Origin of the sequence: Parasynechococcus sp. (assembly GCF_045559935.1) — a bacterium.
Taxonomy (GTDB): Bacteria; Cyanobacteriota; Cyanobacteriia; order PCC-6307; family Cyanobiaceae; genus Parasynechococcus.
In genome coordinates this window covers 73,453-88,982 of record NZ_JBJLJL010000010.1, presented here as the reverse complement: position 1 = coordinate 88,982, position 15,530 = coordinate 73,453, and the positions used below count along the sequence as shown (strand labels likewise).

General features: G+C 61.5%; 19 protein-coding genes. 11 read left to right on the top strand and 8 right to left on the bottom strand.

All coding sequences use genetic code 11. The annotated features are described in order from the left end of the window. Positions 1-19: 19 nt before the first annotated feature. The gene (locus tag ACJ0G7_RS10385; RefSeq protein ID WP_407396049.1) at positions 20-253 is read right to left on the bottom strand and encodes a hypothetical protein; all 234 of its coding nucleotides are present in this window, start codon (positions 251-253) and stop codon (positions 20-22) included. Here ACJ0G7_RS10385 and ACJ0G7_RS10380 point away from each other — a divergent pair. After that, complete coding sequence (locus ACJ0G7_RS10380; RefSeq protein WP_043691038.1) at positions 234-1,271, top strand: PstS family phosphate ABC transporter substrate-binding protein; 1,038 nt, start codon at positions 234-236, stop codon at positions 1,269-1,271. The two genes, ACJ0G7_RS10385 and ACJ0G7_RS10380, sit on opposite strands and share 20 nt — an antisense overlap. Here ACJ0G7_RS10380 and csaB read toward each other — a convergent pair. Further along, positions 1,262-2,329 (bottom strand): polysaccharide pyruvyl transferase CsaB, encoded by a 1,068-nt coding sequence (gene csaB, locus ACJ0G7_RS10375; protein WP_407396048.1) that lies wholly within the window; start codon positions 2,327-2,329, stop codon positions 1,262-1,264. The genes ACJ0G7_RS10380 and csaB overlap by 10 nt on opposite strands. Positions 2,330-2,381: 52 nt before the next feature. Here csaB and ACJ0G7_RS10370 point away from each other — a divergent pair, with 52 nt between their 5' ends. The 3 genes from ACJ0G7_RS10370 to psaK all read left to right on the top strand — a co-directional run bounded on the left by ACJ0G7_RS10370 (position 2,382) and on the right by psaK (position 3,270). Continuing rightward, a complete protein-coding gene (locus tag ACJ0G7_RS10370; RefSeq protein ID WP_043691035.1) occupies positions 2,382-2,657 on the top strand; it encodes a DUF2499 domain-containing protein in 276 nt (91 codons plus the stop codon). Between the two features lie 5 nt (positions 2,658-2,662). After that, positions 2,663-2,944 (top strand): DUF3593 domain-containing protein, encoded by a 282-nt coding sequence (locus ACJ0G7_RS10365; protein ID WP_052378285.1) that lies wholly within the window; start codon positions 2,663-2,665, stop codon positions 2,942-2,944. A gap of 68 nt (positions 2,945-3,012) precedes the next feature. Continuing rightward, complete coding sequence (psaK, locus tag ACJ0G7_RS10360) at positions 3,013-3,270, top strand: photosystem I reaction center subunit PsaK (protein ID WP_043691033.1); 258 nt, start codon at positions 3,013-3,015, stop codon at positions 3,268-3,270. A 45-nt stretch (positions 3,271-3,315) separates the two neighbouring features. On the opposite strand, the gene ACJ0G7_RS10355 is transcribed toward psaK, so the two are convergent. Continuing rightward, a complete protein-coding gene (locus ACJ0G7_RS10355) occupies positions 3,316-4,509 on the bottom strand; it encodes an NAD(P)/FAD-dependent oxidoreductase (protein ID WP_407396046.1) in 1,194 nt (397 codons plus the stop codon). Positions 4,510-4,530: 21 nt separating this feature from the next. Then, complete coding sequence (gene dxs / locus ACJ0G7_RS10350) at positions 4,531-6,465, bottom strand: 1-deoxy-D-xylulose-5-phosphate synthase (protein ID WP_043696454.1); 1,935 nt, start codon at positions 6,463-6,465, stop codon at positions 4,531-4,533. Positions 6,466-6,545: 80 nt separating this feature from the next. Here dxs and ilvA point away from each other — a divergent pair, with 80 nt between their 5' ends. Genes ilvA through ACJ0G7_RS10335 form a run of 3 tightly spaced genes read left to right on the top strand, consistent with a single transcriptional unit; the run spans position 6,546 to position 8,933 of the window. Further along, positions 6,546-8,075: a threonine ammonia-lyase, biosynthetic gene (ilvA, locus tag ACJ0G7_RS10345; RefSeq protein ID WP_407396045.1), complete on the top strand. Its 1,530-nt coding sequence runs from the start codon at positions 6,546-6,548 to the stop codon at positions 8,073-8,075. 39 nt (positions 8,076-8,114) lie between these two features. Continuing rightward, positions 8,115-8,612, top strand: a complete 498-nt coding sequence (scpB, locus tag ACJ0G7_RS10340) for an SMC-Scp complex subunit ScpB (protein ID WP_043691026.1) — start codon at positions 8,115-8,117, stop codon at positions 8,610-8,612. A 24-nt stretch (positions 8,613-8,636) separates the two neighbouring features. Continuing rightward, positions 8,637-8,933, top strand: coding sequence for a YggT family protein (locus tag ACJ0G7_RS10335; protein WP_043691024.1), 297 nt, complete (start codon positions 8,637-8,639; stop codon positions 8,931-8,933). Here the strand turns inward: ACJ0G7_RS10335 and ACJ0G7_RS10330 are convergent. Then, a complete protein-coding gene (locus ACJ0G7_RS10330; RefSeq protein ID WP_407396044.1) occupies positions 8,927-9,391 on the bottom strand; it encodes a hypothetical protein in 465 nt (154 codons plus the stop codon). The two genes, ACJ0G7_RS10335 and ACJ0G7_RS10330, sit on opposite strands and share 7 nt — an antisense overlap. An 8-nt stretch (positions 9,392-9,399) precedes the next feature. Next, positions 9,400-9,729, bottom strand: a complete 330-nt coding sequence (locus ACJ0G7_RS10325) for a nucleoside triphosphate pyrophosphohydrolase family protein (protein ID WP_043696451.1) — start codon at positions 9,727-9,729, stop codon at positions 9,400-9,402. A 73-nt stretch (positions 9,730-9,802) separates the two neighbouring features. Between ACJ0G7_RS10325 and pyk the strand changes: the two genes are divergently transcribed. From pyk to ACJ0G7_RS10305, 4 genes are all read left to right on the top strand, one after another. After that, positions 9,803-11,257, top strand: coding sequence for a pyruvate kinase (pyk, locus tag ACJ0G7_RS10320; RefSeq protein WP_043691021.1), 1,455 nt, complete (start codon positions 9,803-9,805; stop codon positions 11,255-11,257). A gap of 23 nt (positions 11,258-11,280) precedes the next feature. After that, a complete protein-coding gene (locus tag ACJ0G7_RS10315; protein ID WP_043691020.1) occupies positions 11,281-12,510 on the top strand; it encodes an ABC transporter permease in 1,230 nt (409 codons plus the stop codon). Positions 12,511-12,567: 57 nt separating this feature from the next. Continuing rightward, a complete protein-coding gene (gene ftsH, locus ACJ0G7_RS10310) occupies positions 12,568-14,481 on the top strand; it encodes an ATP-dependent zinc metalloprotease FtsH (protein WP_407396042.1) in 1,914 nt (637 codons plus the stop codon). 75 nt (positions 14,482-14,556) lie between these two features. Then, a complete protein-coding gene (locus ACJ0G7_RS10305) occupies positions 14,557-14,787 on the top strand; it encodes a hypothetical protein (RefSeq protein WP_407396040.1) in 231 nt (76 codons plus the stop codon). On the opposite strand, the gene ACJ0G7_RS10300 is transcribed toward ACJ0G7_RS10305, so the two are convergent. Beyond that, positions 14,784-14,936, bottom strand: coding sequence for a DUF2256 domain-containing protein (locus ACJ0G7_RS10300; protein ID WP_407396039.1), 153 nt, complete (start codon positions 14,934-14,936; stop codon positions 14,784-14,786). The two genes, ACJ0G7_RS10305 and ACJ0G7_RS10300, sit on opposite strands and share 4 nt — an antisense overlap. Continuing rightward, positions 14,933-15,526, bottom strand: a complete 594-nt coding sequence (clpP, locus tag ACJ0G7_RS10295) for an ATP-dependent Clp endopeptidase proteolytic subunit ClpP (RefSeq protein WP_043691017.1) — start codon at positions 15,524-15,526, stop codon at positions 14,933-14,935. Before clpP ends, ACJ0G7_RS10300 begins: the two co-directional genes overlap by 4 nt. Between the last annotated feature and the right edge of the window lie 4 nt (positions 15,527-15,530).

Here is a 15,530-nt window from a genome sequence, read left to right as displayed (position 1 = left end):
GTTTCAACTCTCCATAATCTCAACAACAACGATCAACAAGCTGATTCATTCCGGGCAAAGTTTGCAATAGAAACAGAGAAGTAAAATCATCAATATTGACCATTTCTGATGATTTCCATCCTTTGGCATCCCATCCAATCCATGCATGGTGAGCATCTGTCAGGAGCAATAACCGTTGCTTAACCCGGCGGTCAACTTCCGTCCCCATCATTGAGAAGCATCCCTGTTCGACGATGGGTTCATCGGCAGCCATCCGCCCAGTAATTCTTCTTGCGGGCGTCAGTGCAGCAGTGGGACTGACCGCAGCAACAGCGCAAAGCTCAGACACCATCAGGATCAGCGGATCCAGCACCGTTCACCCGATCACGCGATCAGCAATCCGTGAATTCAAGTCCACTGCTGCTGGTGCGACGAGCAACTTCAAACTCAGCGAAACAGGATCATCAGCCGGGTTCCGTCAGTTCTGCAGTGGGACCATCGTTCTTGCCAACGCTTCGCGTCCGATTTCCGCCAAAGAATTGAGGTCTTGCAAGACCAATAACATCAGTTTCATCGAATTACCGATTGCCTTTGATGCCATCACAGTTGTCGTCAATCCTGCCAACAGCTGGGCGAACAGCCTCACCATCAATGAACTCTCAAGGCTCTGGAGCAAGCAGGCTCAGGGGAAGATCAGCAAATGGAATCAAGTAAATCTTGATTTTCCTGATGTCGGCATCAAGCTATGCGGCCCTGGCATGGATTCAGGAACGTTTGACGTCTTCAACAAGACAGTGAATGGCTCGAAGACAAACTCCCGAACTGATTACACCTCCAGTGAAGACGACAACGTTCTTGTCAGGTGCGTGATGGAGAACAAAGATGCTCTGGCTTATTTCGGCTACGCCTACTTCAAGAATAATGCCAAGAGTCTCAAGTCTGTTAAAATCATCAATCCTGAAGGGCAGGCTACTGCGCCTTCCAGGCAGTCAGTCCAGAACGAAAAGTATCAACCACTGGCAAGGCCACTGTTTCTGTACGTCAACGATCAGGCCTTGAGAAAGAACAAAAACTTCCGTCAGTTCGTGAGCTACTACCTGCGCAACATCAGCTCACTGGTGAACAGCAGCAACTACATCCCCCTCCCGGATTCCACCTACCGGCTCGTGGACGCAAAGTTGTATCGCCACATTCTCGGCACAAGCTTCGGTGGTGATCTACCGGTGGGGCTGACCATCGGCCAGGCCATCGATCGCAGTTTCGATCAACACAAAACATCCGCTCACCGTTGAAGAAACTGTTCCAGCATGCGGCCATGGGCCGAAGCCTGGGTTCGGATCTGCTCGATGGTCTGAGGATCGGCGGGTGCATCGGCTGCGGCCAGCCACTGGCTGAGGATGCTTGCCGCCGTCGGCAGCTTGTCCAGCTTCAGCCAGGGCACATCGGCCATCTCCGCAGCCGCTTCCACTTTCGGGTCGTAACTGAGGGCCGCCATGGGGCAACCGGTCAGCCTGGCGAGAATCAGCGCATGCAGGCGCATGGGCACCACCAGCCTCGCCTTGCGCACGGTCGCGAAAACAGTTTCAACGCTGCGCGGCACGATCGTTGAGCTGCGGGCCGCCAGAGACGCAGGGATCAGACCACGCTCCTTCAGCGCATCAAACAGCACGGCATCCTGATGCTGGTGAAACGCGAGCCAGCGCACAGGGGCCTGCAGCTGTTCCGCCAGATCATCGAGAGCCGAGAGGAGCACGGACCAGCCGGAGTCATCCAGCAGGGATGTCGGTCTCCAGCAGACGACGATCGAAACGCCTCCAGACCAGGACTGCGGGGGCATCTGCCAGACCGGATCAGGGGCCATCTGCGCCGGCAGTCGGGGAGCCCAGCGCCTGGAACGCTCCAGGGAACTCCGATCACGCCAACTGGCGGCTGTGCACAGAGGCAGCACCTGCCGCACCAGCCACCGACTGGTCGGTCTGTTCAAGGGGCCTAGCCCCTGACCCCAGAGCAGAATCGGGCGGCGCTGAATCCGTGCCGTCACGATCAGCAGCAGGTAATAGATCAGGCTCCGCAGGCTGGTGCTGTCCTGCAGCAGGCTTCCGCCGCCGAGAATCAGAGCATCGGCCCGGCCCACGGCCGCGAGCACGGAGCCCAGCGATCGACGGGCCACGCCGTCCGCCATCGGCGCCAGGGCCCGCAACGCCTCCTGATCGTTCGCAGTGATCAGCAGGCTGAAGCCGGCAGGGATCTGCTGAAGCAGCACCAGCAGCAGGGCATCATCCCCGAGGTTGTTCTCCCCGTAGTAACCGCACAGAAGCAGGGTGCGCGTGCCGGTCCCAGCCACGGTCATCGCCCTGCAAACAGGCTCATTATCCGGCAGTTCCCATCATTAGGGTGTCGCCATGCATGAGCTTTCCTTCGGAACCTGGTGGATTCACATCGCTTCAGTGATCGAGTGGATCCTGGCGATCGTTCTGATCCAGCGGCGGGGCCTGAACGGACTGGCCCTGGCCATGCTTCCCGCCCTGGTGAGCGCCATGGCCGCCTGCACCTGGCACCTGTTCGATAACAGCGAAGCTCTGCGCGGCCTCGTGCTGCTTCAGGCCAGCCTGACATTGCTGGGCAACGTTGTTCTGGCACTGGCCGCTCTGCAGCTGAAGCGTCGCGCGGCGACCTGATGCCCATGGACCTCGATCCCGCTCCCCTTTTCGCCCTGTCTCTGCCGCCCTACCTGCTGTTTCTGCACTGGCTGCGACAAAGCGACGCACTGCCTCCTCTGGCTCTCTGGGGCTTCCGGCTCACCCTGCTCTTCGTGCTGGTGACGATCGGGGCGGCGATTGTGGCGCTGCGTTGCTGCAACGCGGAACTCGTGGAGATCGATGCCCTCCACGGGGGCGCGGAAGCTTTTCTCACACTCGGAAACGCCGTTCTGGTGATCGGGCTGATCCAGCGGCATCAAGGGTGAACAACTCTTAAGAGTGCAGTTCACAACAGTGATGACCTCGGATGATGGAGCGTCGCTCCACGCCTTGCATGCTGACCCCTCTCCTCGCTATCGCCCCTGCAACCGTCTCCTGGTCTCCCAAGGTTGCCCTGGTGATGATTGCCTGCAACGTGATTGCCATCGCGATCGGCAAGGCAACAATCAAGCACCCGAACGAAGGTGCTCAACTCCCCAATCCCGCCTTCTTCGGCGGCATGGGCCGCGCTGCCCTGCTGGCCACCACCAGCCTTGGCCACGTGATGGGCATCGGCGCCATCCAGGGTCTTGCTGCCCGCGGCGTTCTCTGATTCGGAACAGACCGTCCTGAGGGAGCTGCCCCCACCGGCACTCCCTCAGATCAGATAAGGAAGCAGACGCGGCCCGTAGCGTTCGAACCTGTAGTCGAACAGAAGCTGCGACAGGTCTTCTGCGCCTGCCTGTCTGGAGAGTCCCTCGATCAGACGAAGCATCCGCCGATCCGCACGGGGAGCATCCAAACCCCACCAGGTGCGTCGAGCCAGACGTCCACTGATGCCCCAACGCCAGCCCAGACGTTGGCGCAAGCGAGAGGAGTAGTGGGAGATCAAGGCATCCCGCTTCTGAGGATGAGCCCTCTCATCGCTCATGACGTCCGCCAGCAGATCGGAACTCCGAAGAGCGTGACGAAGTCCCTCGCCACCGAGAAGGTTGCAGGTTCCTGCCGCATCACCGACCGCGATCAGAGCACCACGTCCCATGCTCTGGTCGCGACGGACTGTGCTGGAGACCAAGCCGCCGTGGCGATCCAGCACCGGCAGGCTGTCGAGGTCACAGTGCTGAATCAGGCGCCGAAGACTGGAACCGAGGGCATCGCCCCGGCCTGACAAGGGAGGTGGCAACCGGCAGATTCCCACCTTCAGACGATGCTGATCCATGGGGAACACCCAGCCGTAGCCGTGAGAAACCCAGCGTGAGCCGAGAAAGAAGCTGAGCCGATCCCGCCACGGAGCCGAACGGCGGTCATCCGCCTGAAGCAGCCATTCGACGCCCTCACCCTTCAGCAGCGGATCCTCCCGGGTCTCCACGGGCACCCCCGCCTGACGCAACAGAATCCGCTGAGAGCCCGTGGCATCCACCAGCCATCGGACGGTCCGGCGCTCTGAGGCGCTGCGACCGGAGCGCAGCTCCACCGTGGCGCAATCGTCCTGCAGCTGTTCCAGCGCAACCCTGCAGCCGCTGATCAAATGGACCCCCGCACGGCAGGCCTGCTCCCACAGTGCGGCCCGAAGGCGACCGAAATCGAGCACGACACCAAGAGCATCGTTTGCCCACCACTGGTGAGTCATGCCCTCTGGATCGTGCAGCTGCCAACCGTTCCAGCGACTGCCCCAGCAATCGTTCGGAATCCCGAGTTGGAGAACGTCCCGCATCGGAACGGCAGCACTGGAATAGGCGTTGCGGTGGGGGTCGCTCAGGGGATCCACCAACATCACCTGCTCCCCGGCCTGGGCGAGACGGATCGCCAGGCGCGCTCCGGCAGGTCCGGCGCCGGCGACGAGAACCGTCATCGCTTCAGTGCCCTGGAGAGCTCAGGACTGGACCGCGCCGACGGGTGAGGTTTCGATGAAGTCGGCACGGGATGACAGAGGGAACCTGTCGAGGATGCGCTTGGCCATCTGTGGGGGGGTCAGCTGCAGGGATTCCTTGCTCTGCTGGGGTGTGGCGTGATCCACCAGCTGATCGGGGATACCGATACGCAGCAGGGAGGGGTTGATGTCGCGATCGTTGAGAGACTCGAGAACGGCGGCACCGAAACCACCGGGAAGAGCCCCTTCCTCCATGGTCACCACCCTGCCGATGCGTCGGGCCAGGGGGTGGATCAGCGCTTCATCGAGCGGCCGCAGGAATCGCGCGTTCACCACAGTGGCCGAGAACCCGGCTTCTTCCAGAAGTGTTGCTGTGTCAAGCGCCGGTTTGACCATGGCGCCGTAAGCAACGATCAGCAGGTCATCGCCCTCTCGCAGAACCTCACCGCAGCCGACCGGCAGCGGCTCCCATCCCTCCTCCATCAGCGTGACGCCCACACCGGAGCCCCGTGGGATCCGAAGCGCCGTGGGGCCAGGGTGTGCAAGGCAGGTGACCAGCATCCTCTGAAGCTCGGCTTCATCCTTGGGAGCCATCACGGTGAAGTTGGGCACCGATCTCAGGTAGCTGATGTCGTACTGCCCCTGATGCGTCGGGCCATCGGCTCCGACGATGCCGGCACGATCGAGCACAAACGTGACCGGCAGTTTCTGGATGCCCACGTCGTGAATGAGCTGGTCGTAAGCCCGCTGAAGGAAGGTGCTGTAGATCGCCACCACCGGTCGCAGACCCTCGCAGGCCATCCCGGCGGCCAGCGTCACCGCATGCTGTTCGGCGATTCCGACATCGACGTACTGCTTGGGAACAGCCTTCTGCAGCAGATCCAGACCGGTTCCTGTGGCCATGGCGGCGGTGATACCGATCACGCGGCTGTTCTGTTCGCACAGCTTCACCAGGGTCTGCCCGAACACCTTGCTGTAACTGGGAGGCTTCGGCTTCTTGGAGGGAATCGCCTTGCCGGTGCTCAGGTCGAAGGCGGACTGGGCGTGGTACCCGACCTGATCAGCCTCGGCATAGGGATAGCCCTTGCCCTTGGTGGTGACCACATGCACCAGAACCGGACCGTGGGAACGATGGGCCGCCTGGAAGGTTCGGATCATCTCACCGATGTCGTGGCCGTCGATCGGCCCCATGTAGGTGAAACCGAGTTCCTCGAACACCGCCCCCACCTTCGGCACCGCCAGTCGGCGCATGCTTCCCTTGAGACGGTTCAGTTCCGCCGGCAGTTCGCCGCCCATGAAGGGCAGATGACGGACGCTTTCCTCGACACTGCCGGAAAGGAACTGCATCGGTGGGCTGAGTCGTGCCCGGTTGAGTGCATTGGAGAGAGCCCCGACCGGCGGTGAGATCGACATGTCGTTGTCGTTCAGCACCACCAGCAAGGGGGTCTCCGGCAGGTGACCGGCGTGGTTGATCGCTTCGAGAGCCATGCCACCGGTCATGGCCCCGTCGCCGATCACGGCAACGCATTTGAAGCTTTCGCCGCGGTTGTCCCTCGCCAGGGCCATTCCGAGGGCTGCGGAAATGGAGGTGCTGGCATGACCGGCACCGAAATGATCGAAACGACTCTCCGACCGCTTGAGATAGCCGGCCACCCCGTGCTGCTGACGGAGCGTTCCGAAGTCGTTGTACCGGCCGGTGATCAACTTGTGGGGATAGGCCTGATGGCCCACATCCCAGATCACACGGTCGTGGTCGAGATCGAGGGTCTGATACAGAGCAAGCGTGAGCTCAACAACACCGAGCCCCGGGCCGAGATGGCCACCACTGGTGGACACCACCTCGAGATGGCGTTCACGGATCTGACGACCGACATCCTCAAGCTCAGCGACGCTGAGTCCGTGCAGCTCATTCGGATGCTTCAGATCTCCGAGATGCATGCACAGCCCACTGCAATCCATGCAATCTACGGGGTCCCTTCCGTTGACCAGAGGCTGCGGGCTCTGGAGAGAATGGTGTGATGACCGACTATCTGCAGCGGATACTGCGGGCCCGCGTCTATGACGTCGCCCACGAGACTCCGCTCGAACCCGCCCCAAATCTCAGTCGCCGTCTGCAGAACCGCGTCTGGCTCAAGCGTGAGGACCTTCAACCGGTGTTCTCGTTCAAGTTGCGGGGCGCCTACAACCGGATGTCGCAGCTGACCACGGATGAGCTGCAGCGTGGCGTGATCGCCTCCAGCGCCGGCAATCACGCCCAGGGTGTCGCTCTCAGTGCCCGTCGCCTGAACTGCCGTGCGGTGATCGTGATGCCCAGCACGACGCCCGAAGTGAAGGTGCGGGCGGTGCGGGCGCTCGGTGGAGAGGTGGTCCTGCACGGGGAGACCTACGACGAATGTTCCGCAGAAGCGCGACGCCGCTGCAGTGCCGAAGGGCTCACCTACATCCACCCCTTCGATGATCCGGAGGTGATCGCCGGCCAGGGCACGATCGCGCTGGAAATCATGCGGCAGAGCGAGGAACCACCCCAGGCGATCTATGTCGCCGTCGGCGGAGGTGGCCTGATCGGTGGGATTGCTGCCTATGTGAAAGCGCTCTGGCCCGAGATCGAGATCATCGGCGTCGAACCGCAGGATGCCGCAGCGATGACTCGCTCTCTGGAGGCTGGCGAGCGCATTGAGCTCGACCAGGTGGGGCTGTTCGCTGATGGTGTCGCCGTGCGCCGGGTCGGGGAACACACGTTTGAACTGGCGAAACGGCACGTGGACCGCATGGTCACGGTCGACACGGATGCCATCTGTGCAGCCATCAAGGATGTGTTCGAGGACACCCGGTCGATTCTGGAACCCGCCGGTGCCCTCGCCGTGGCGGGGATGAAGCGGGACGTGATCGATCGGCAGCTGACCGGTCGCCGTCTGATCGCCGTGGCCTGCGGCGCCAACATGAATTTCGATCGGCTTCGCTTCATCTCCGAACGGGCTGAACTCGGGGAAGAGCGCGAAGCGATGCTCGCTGTGGAGATCCCGGAGCGACCTGGAAGCCTGCGCGATCTCTGCGAGCAGCTCAAACGCCGCAGCCTCACGGAATTCAGCTACCGGATGACGGAAGGCTCCCGGGCACAGATCTTCATCGGTGTGCAGGTGCAGGACGAACGGGACCGCAGCGCTCTGGTGAGCGCACTCGGCGCCGCCGGATTCCCCTGCCATGACCTCAGCGACAACGAATTCGCCAAGAATCACCTTCGCCACATGGTGGGCGGGCGACTGCCCTCCTCAGCCCGACAGGCCTGCGCCGGTGATTGCCGCGAACTGCTGTATCGCTTCGAGTTCCCGGAGCGCCCCGGCGCCCTGATGAACTTCGTGAATGCCCTTCACCCCGGCTGGAGCATCAGCATTTTTCATTACAGGAATCACGGTGCCGACGTCGGTCGCATCGTGGTGGGAGTTCTTGTGCCCGTCGATGGCATGGATGGCTGGAGGGCCTTCCTGGACGACCTCGGGTACCGATGCTGGGAGGAAACGACGAATCCCGCCTATGCCCTGTTCCTGTAAGGGATCAGGCGGTACCTTGACTCATCCTGCGGGGTAGAGATGACGGAGCCGTCACTGGCCACCCGACTGGAGGCGATTCTCTATCTCAAGGGGCGGCCGATTGCGGTGGGTGAACTGTCGGAGCTGGCCGGTGTTCCGCGATCGGAGGTGGAGCAGGCGCTCCTTGAACTGAGCACGAGCTACTCGCAGCGCGAAACAGCCCTCGAAATCGTCAGCCAGAACGGACGCTACGGGCTGCAACTGCGAGCCGGACTCGGAGATCTGGTCCGCGATCTTCTTCCGGTGAACCTGTCCACGGCCACCCTGCGCACCCTGGCCACCATCGCGCTGAAGAAGCGCATCCTTCAGTCGGAGCTGGTTGATCTGCGTGGCTCCGGTGCCTACGACCACATCAAGGAACTGCTCGCCCAGGACTTCATCGAACGCCGACGGCAGAGTGAAGGCCGTTCCTACTGGCTGACGCTTTCGGAGAAGTTCCATCGCACCTTTTCAGTGCTCCCGGATCTTGGAACGTCCGAAACAACGGAGCCTGCATAGAGTCGAAGTACAACAGCTCCAGCCATGGCGAGTCTCTCCGTCACCATCCTTCAGGTTCTGGCCCAGACCCTTCAGATCTATTCCCTGGTGTTGATCGTCCGGGTGCTGCTGAGCTGGTTCCCCAATCTGGACTGGGGCAATCCTGTGCTGAGCACGGTGAGTTCGATCACCGATCCATACCTGAACGCCTTCCGCGGATTGATTCCTCCCCTGGGTGGCATCGACCTCTCCGCCATCCTGGCCTTCGTGGCGCTGAACCTGCTTCAGCAACTGCTGCTCAACGCCAGCTTCTATTTCTATGCCGGCGGTCTGAGCTACTGAATCTCCTGCTCCAGAGGCAGAAGATCATCACCCTCGTCGACGCGGCTGCGCACCGGAGCTGAAAACCCCCTGGCTTTGGCGTTCCGGACATCAAAGGGACCTGGTGTTCCTGCCGGAACGGCGATCCGCAGGGCGAACGGATGTGTCCCTGGGGCCACATCACCGATGGATCCCACTCGGGTGCGGTTCTGCAGAGCAGGTTCTCCGCTGGCATCCAGGATGCGGGCATAGACATCCGTGTCCACGACCGGACGACGACCGGGGTTGTCGACCTCGCCGCTGAGCACGAAGCAACTGGCTCCCATCGGGCGTCCGACATCCGGTTGATTTCCCGGATCCTCCTCAGTGCAGGGAAGCAACTGGATGGCGGAGAGCTTCAGATCCGCAGCCCTGGCTGGAGCCGCTGATCCAAGCAGGATCAGCAGGCTGGTGAGGAGCGCAAGCAGACGACGGGACATGGCAGCGATCAGCGATGGTCACCGCTGCCGCCGATGCGACCACGGGCGGCACGGCTGGCGAGCTTGTCGAGGTTGGCGGTGGCAACCTCCTCGAGGTCATAACCGAGCTCTGACGCGAGCTGCGCCACGTACCAGAGCACATCGCCCAGCTCGAGCTTGATCGCCTCCCGGGTTGGGTCGTCGAAGACACCGCCGCGGTCCCGAAGCACCTTCTTGACCTTGTCCGCCACCTCTCCGGCCTCGCCGCTGAGACCCAGCGTCGGATAGACGGGGTTGGCGCCCACGTCGGGATAAGCGGCAGTGCGGCGGGCAGCGGCCTGATAAGCATTGATGTCGATGGCTGCCTCCCACCGGCGGACGCCGGCTTCCCAACGACTGGATGGTAGTTTCCGCAAGGTTTTTAGCCTCGGTATGGGCCAGTTCGATCAGAACCGTCGGACCAAGATCGTGGCCACCATCGGCCCCGCCACGGAAAGCGCCGAGCGGATCAAGGAACTTGTTCAGGCTGGAGCAACCACCTTCCGCCTGAACTTCTCGCACGGCGATCACAGCGAGCATGCGGCACGGATCGCGACCATCCGGGAGGTTTCCAACGAACTGGGCATCAACATCGGCATCCTTCAGGACCTGCAGGGGCCGAAAATCCGTCTGGGTCGCTTTGCTGATGGTCCGATCACCCTGGCCAACGGCGACCGGTTCTCCCTCACCTCCAGACCGGTGAGCTGCGACCAGACCATCGCCACCGTCACCTACGACAAGCTGGCGGATGAAGTGACCGCTGGCAGCCGCATCCTTCTCGACGACGGACGCGTCGAGATGAAGGTCGAACAGGTTGATCAGGCCGAGCAGACCCTGCACTGCAGCGTCACCGTCGGCGGGGTTCTGTCGAATAACAAGGGAGTGAACTTCCCCGATGTGCAGCTGTCCGTCCGGGCGCTGACCGATAAGGACAAGGTGGACCTGGAATTCGGGCTGTCCCAGCAGGTGGACTGGGTGGCGCTCAGCTTCGTCCGAAATCCCTCCGACATGGAGGAGATCCGTGACCTGATCCGCCAGCACGGCCATTCCACACCCGTGGTGGCCAAGATCGAGAAATTCGAGGCCATCGATCAGATCGACGCGATCCTGCCGCTCTGTGACGGAGTGATGGTGGCCAGGGGAGACCTGGGGGTTGAGATGCCGGCAGAGGAGGTGCCGTTGCTGCAGAAGGAACTGATCAGCAAGGCGAACAGCCTCGGCATCCCGATCATCACAGCGACCCAGATGCTGGATTCCATGGCCTCCAGCCCGCGGCCGACCCGCGCGGAAGTGAGCGATGTCGCCAATGCCATCCTCGACGGCACCGATGCCGTGATGCTGTCCAACGAAACCGCTGTCGGCGATTTTCCCGTGGAGGCGGTTCAGACGATGGCGACCATCGCTTGCCGCATCGAGAAGGACTACCCCCGGCGGGCCATTGACAGTCATCTGCCCAGCACGATTCCCAACGCCCTCAGCCTGGCGGTGAGTTCCATCGCCAGTCAGCTGAATGCGTCGGCGATTCTGCCGCTCACCAAAAGCGGTGCCACCGCCAAGAACGTGAGCAAATTCCGTCCAGCCGCACCGATTCTGGCCATCACCCCGGATCCCACCGTCGCCTGCCGGCTGCAGCTCGTGTGGGGCGTGAAGCCTCTGGTGATTCCGCAGCATGAACGGACCACCCACACCTTCCTGGCGGCCATGAACAAGGCGAAGTCGCTGGGACTGCTCAATGAGGGGGATCTGGTGGTGCAGACCGCGGGCACGCACACAGGCGTCTCGGGTTCCACCGATCTGCTCAAGGTTGGAATCGTCAGTTCCGAGGAGTCAGCGGTCAACATGATCTGAAGCACCCACCTGCCTGAGCAGCCATGACCCGGCGGATGCCGCCAACGGAGACGGTGAGGATGGCCCTCACCACCCTGCGGAGCAACCGGCTTCGCAGCCTGCTCACGATGGTGGGCATTGTCATCGGCAATGCCTCGGTGATCACCCTTGTCGGAGTCGGGCGCGGTGCGCAGGGCCTGGCCGAGGAACAGCTGAGCAACCTCGGAGCCAACGTTCTGTTTGTGGTTCCAGGGAACAACGACACCCGTCGCCGAGGAGTCGCCTTCCCGAGAACACTGGTTCTGGAGGATGCCGAAGCGATCGCCGAGCAGGTGCCAAGCGTCAGTCGTGTGGCTCCGCAGATCACCAGCAGCCAGGTGGTCCAGACGGGAGCCCGCAGCGCCACCAGCTCGATCTCCGGCGTCACGCCCGAGTTTCTCCCCGTGCGCAGCTTCGAGGTTGCTCGGGGGCGGTTCATCACCGCCGAGGACAACAAGGCTGCCCGCAACGTCGTGGCGATCGGCCCGGATCTGCGTCTGAAACTCTTCCCCACCGGCAACGCTCTGGGGCAGCAGATCCGGATCGGGAGCCAGGCGTTCGAGGTGGTCGGTGTGATGGCACCGAAGGGAGCCGTGTTCGGCAGCAACCAGGATGAGAATGCCTACATCCCGCTCAGCACGATGGTGACAAGGCTGACGGGTCGGGATCCCACCTACGGCATCAGTCTCAGTTTCATCAGCGTGGAAGCTCGGGATGAGGCGAGCACCGGCGCGGCCAAGTTCCAGATCACCAATCTGCTGCGGCAGCGGCATCGGATCCTGCGCGATGACGACTTCGCCGTCCGATCCCAGAAGGATGCCCTCAGCATCGTGGGAACCATCACCGGAGGGCTGACGCTGATGCTTGCTGCCATCGGCGGCATCTCCCTGCTGGTGGGAGGCATCGGAATCATGAACATCATGCTCGTCTCCGTCAGTGAGCGAACCGAGGAAATCGGACTCCGCAAGGCTCTGGGGGCTCGAAGCAGCGACGTTCTGCAGCAGTTCCTGGTCGAATCCCTTGTGCTGTCCAGCCTCGGCGGCGCCATCGGCACGGCGGCAGGCCTCGGCACCGTTGCGCTTGTGGCGGCCGCGACGCCGCTGCCGGCGACCATCGGCACCGGCATGGTGCTGATCACGGTGGGGCTCTCCGGTTCGATCGGGCTGTTCTTCGGCGTCGTTCCGGCCCGCCGAGCTGCAAGGCTGGATCCGATCGTGGCCCTCAGAAGTCTCTGAACGACGCGTCAGAGAGCGGTCCAACTGCTTTACAGTCGTTCATCATTTCTCAGGATCATGAATCAGCGCTGGCGCCTCCTTGTTCTCTGGCTCCTGCCGATCGCCGTGGTCCTGCTGATCGGCTGGCAGGTCGTGAGCAACGGCGGCGTCAACGGAGTGGGCCCCAGCGGCCCGACCGTGGCACCCCGGAATGCCGCCGTCGCGAGGATGAGCTACGGACGCTTCCTTGACTACGTCGAGGCAGGTCGCGTCACAGCCGTCGACATCTACGACGGAGGTCGCAATGCCGTGGTTGAAGCCGTCGATCCCGATCTCGACAATCGCGTCCAACGGCTGAGAGTGGATCTTCCCGGGCTGGCCCCAGAACTGATCAACACCCTCAAGAGCGAGGGCATCAGCTTCGACATTCATCCTCCCCGCACCGCACCTCCGGCTCTCGGTCTGCTGGGCAACCTGCTGTTCCCACTGCTCCTGATCGGCTCTCTCATCTTCCTGGCCCGACGCAACAGCGGTATGCCCGGTGGCCCCGGTCAGGCGATGCAGTTCGGCAAAAGCAAGGCCCGCTTCATGATGGAGGCCGAAACCGGAGTGATGTTCGACGACGTCGCCGGTGTGAATGAGGCAAAACAGGAGCTTGAAGAGGTCGTCACCTTCCTCAAGCAGCCGGAACGTTTCACCTCCGTCGGTGCACAGATTCCCCGCGGCATGCTGCTGGTCGGACCTCCGGGAACCGGCAAGACGCTTCTGGCCAAAGCGATCGCAGGTGAGGCCGGTGTGCCGTTCTTCTCTCTGTCAGGTTCCGAATTCGTCGAGATGTTCGTCGGTGTCGGTGCCAGTCGTGTCAGGGATCTGTTCAAGAAAGCCAAGGAAAACAGCCCCTGCCTGATCTTCATCGATGAGATCGATGCCGTCGGCCGTCAGCGGGGTGCCGGCATCGGCGGCGGCAACGATGAGCGCGAGCAGACCCTCAATCAGCTGCTCACCGAAATGGATGGTTTCGAGGGCAACAGCGGCATCATCATCATCGCGGCCACCAACCGCCCGGATGTTCTGGATTCCGCTCTGATGCGTCCTGGCCGCTTCGATCGCCAGGTGACCGTCGATGCACCGGACATCAAGGGCCGGCTTTCGATCCTCGAAGTGCACTGCCGGAACAAGAAACTCAAGGAAGAGCTGTCTCTCGAGAGCATTGCGCGTCGCACCCCCGGCTTCACAGGGGCTGATCTGGCCAACCTGATGAACGAAGCCGCGATTCTCACGGCCCGTCGCCGCAAGGAAGCGATCGGCCTCAGCGAAATCGATGATGCCGTGGATCGGATCATCGCCGGCATGGAAGGTCGACCTCTCACCGATGGACGCAGCAAGCGTCTGATCGCATACCACGAAGTCGGTCACGCCCTGATCGGAACCCTCGTCAAAGATCACGATCCGGTTCAGAAGGTCACGTTGATTCCCCGGGGGCAGGCACAGGGCCTCACATGGTTCTCCCCCGACGAGGAGCAGTCACTTGTGACGCGAGCTCAACTCAAGGCACGCATCATGGGAGCTCTCGGTGGACGCGCGGCGGAAGATGTGGTCTTCGGTCACCAGGAAGTCACCACCGGTGCGGGTGGCGACATTCAGCAAGTGGCCTCAATGGCCCGTCAGATGGTCACGCGATTCGGGATGAGCGATCTCGGACCTGTTGCTCTTGAGGGCGGCAATCAGGAAGTGTTTCTGGGTCGTGATCTGATGACCCGCAGCGACGTCTCCGATTCCATCTCCCGTCAGATTGATGAACAGGTGCGCGCCATGGTGAAGCACTGCTACGAGGAGACCGTGTCCATTGTCTCGGCGCATCGCCAGGCCATGGATTCCCTGGTCGAAACTCTCATCGAGAAGGAGACGATGGACGGCGATGAGTTCCGCGCCATGGTCGGCGAGTTCGCGACGGTTCCCGACAAGGACCGCTCGACACCGATTCTCAACTGATTCGGAGATCACACCGCAAGACCCTGAGCATCTCTAAGGTGTCAGGGTCTTGTTCTGCATGTCTGAGCATCACTCATGACCAGTGATGGCACCCGTTCACCGATGCAGGGTCACAGCCAGTTTCATGGCCCCGACTGGACCCCTCAGAGGGTTGCCTTTCACCAGAATCTCGAGGAATTTGCCGATCGCGTCGGCCTGATTGTCGGACTGCAATCAAACGGAAAAGTCAGCCAGGAAAAAGCTTTTGAACAAATCAAAGATATGTGGAAATCCCTGAAGGTCAGTCGCAATGACTTGCTGCTTTAAACATTATCTTTTAACGAAACCGTTGATTTCCTTCGTCGACATCGATCAGAGCAATAGATAACCTCGTCCCAGCAATTCCTCCACGCCTTCCTCCACTGAAACGGTCTCTCGCAGACCGGACAGATCTTGGTTGGACGACCGGATTTCAAGCGACGGAATGCACCGGGCGCTTGTCGATCACTGAGTCAATCAGCCCGTAGCTGACAGCTTCCGTGGGTGACATGAAGAAATCACGATCGGTGTCCTGTTGGATGCGGTCGAGGGGCTGGCCGGTTCTCGAAGCCAGTTCATGGTTGAGGCGATCCTTGAGGAAAAGGATTTCATCAGCCTGTATTCGGATATCACTGGCCTGACCGCGAGCCCCGCCGAGTGGTTGGTGAATCATGATGCGCGAATGCTGAAGGCTGCTGCGCTTGCCCTTCGTACCGGCACAGAGAAGGAAGGCTCCCATACTTGCGGCGAGACCAACACAGACGGTATGAACATCCGGTTTGATGTGCTGCATCGTGTCAAAGATTCCAAGCCCGTCGTAGACGGAACCTCCAGGTGAGTTGATGTACAGGTAGATGTCCTTTTCCGGGTCTTCCGCTTCCAGGAAAAGCATCTGAGCAACGATGCGATTGGCTGAATCGCTCGTTACGGCTTCACCCAGAAAAATGATTCTTTCTCTGAGAAGACGGGAGTAGATATCAAAGGCCCTTTCGCCCCGGCCGGACTCCTCGATCACGATCGGGATCATCTGC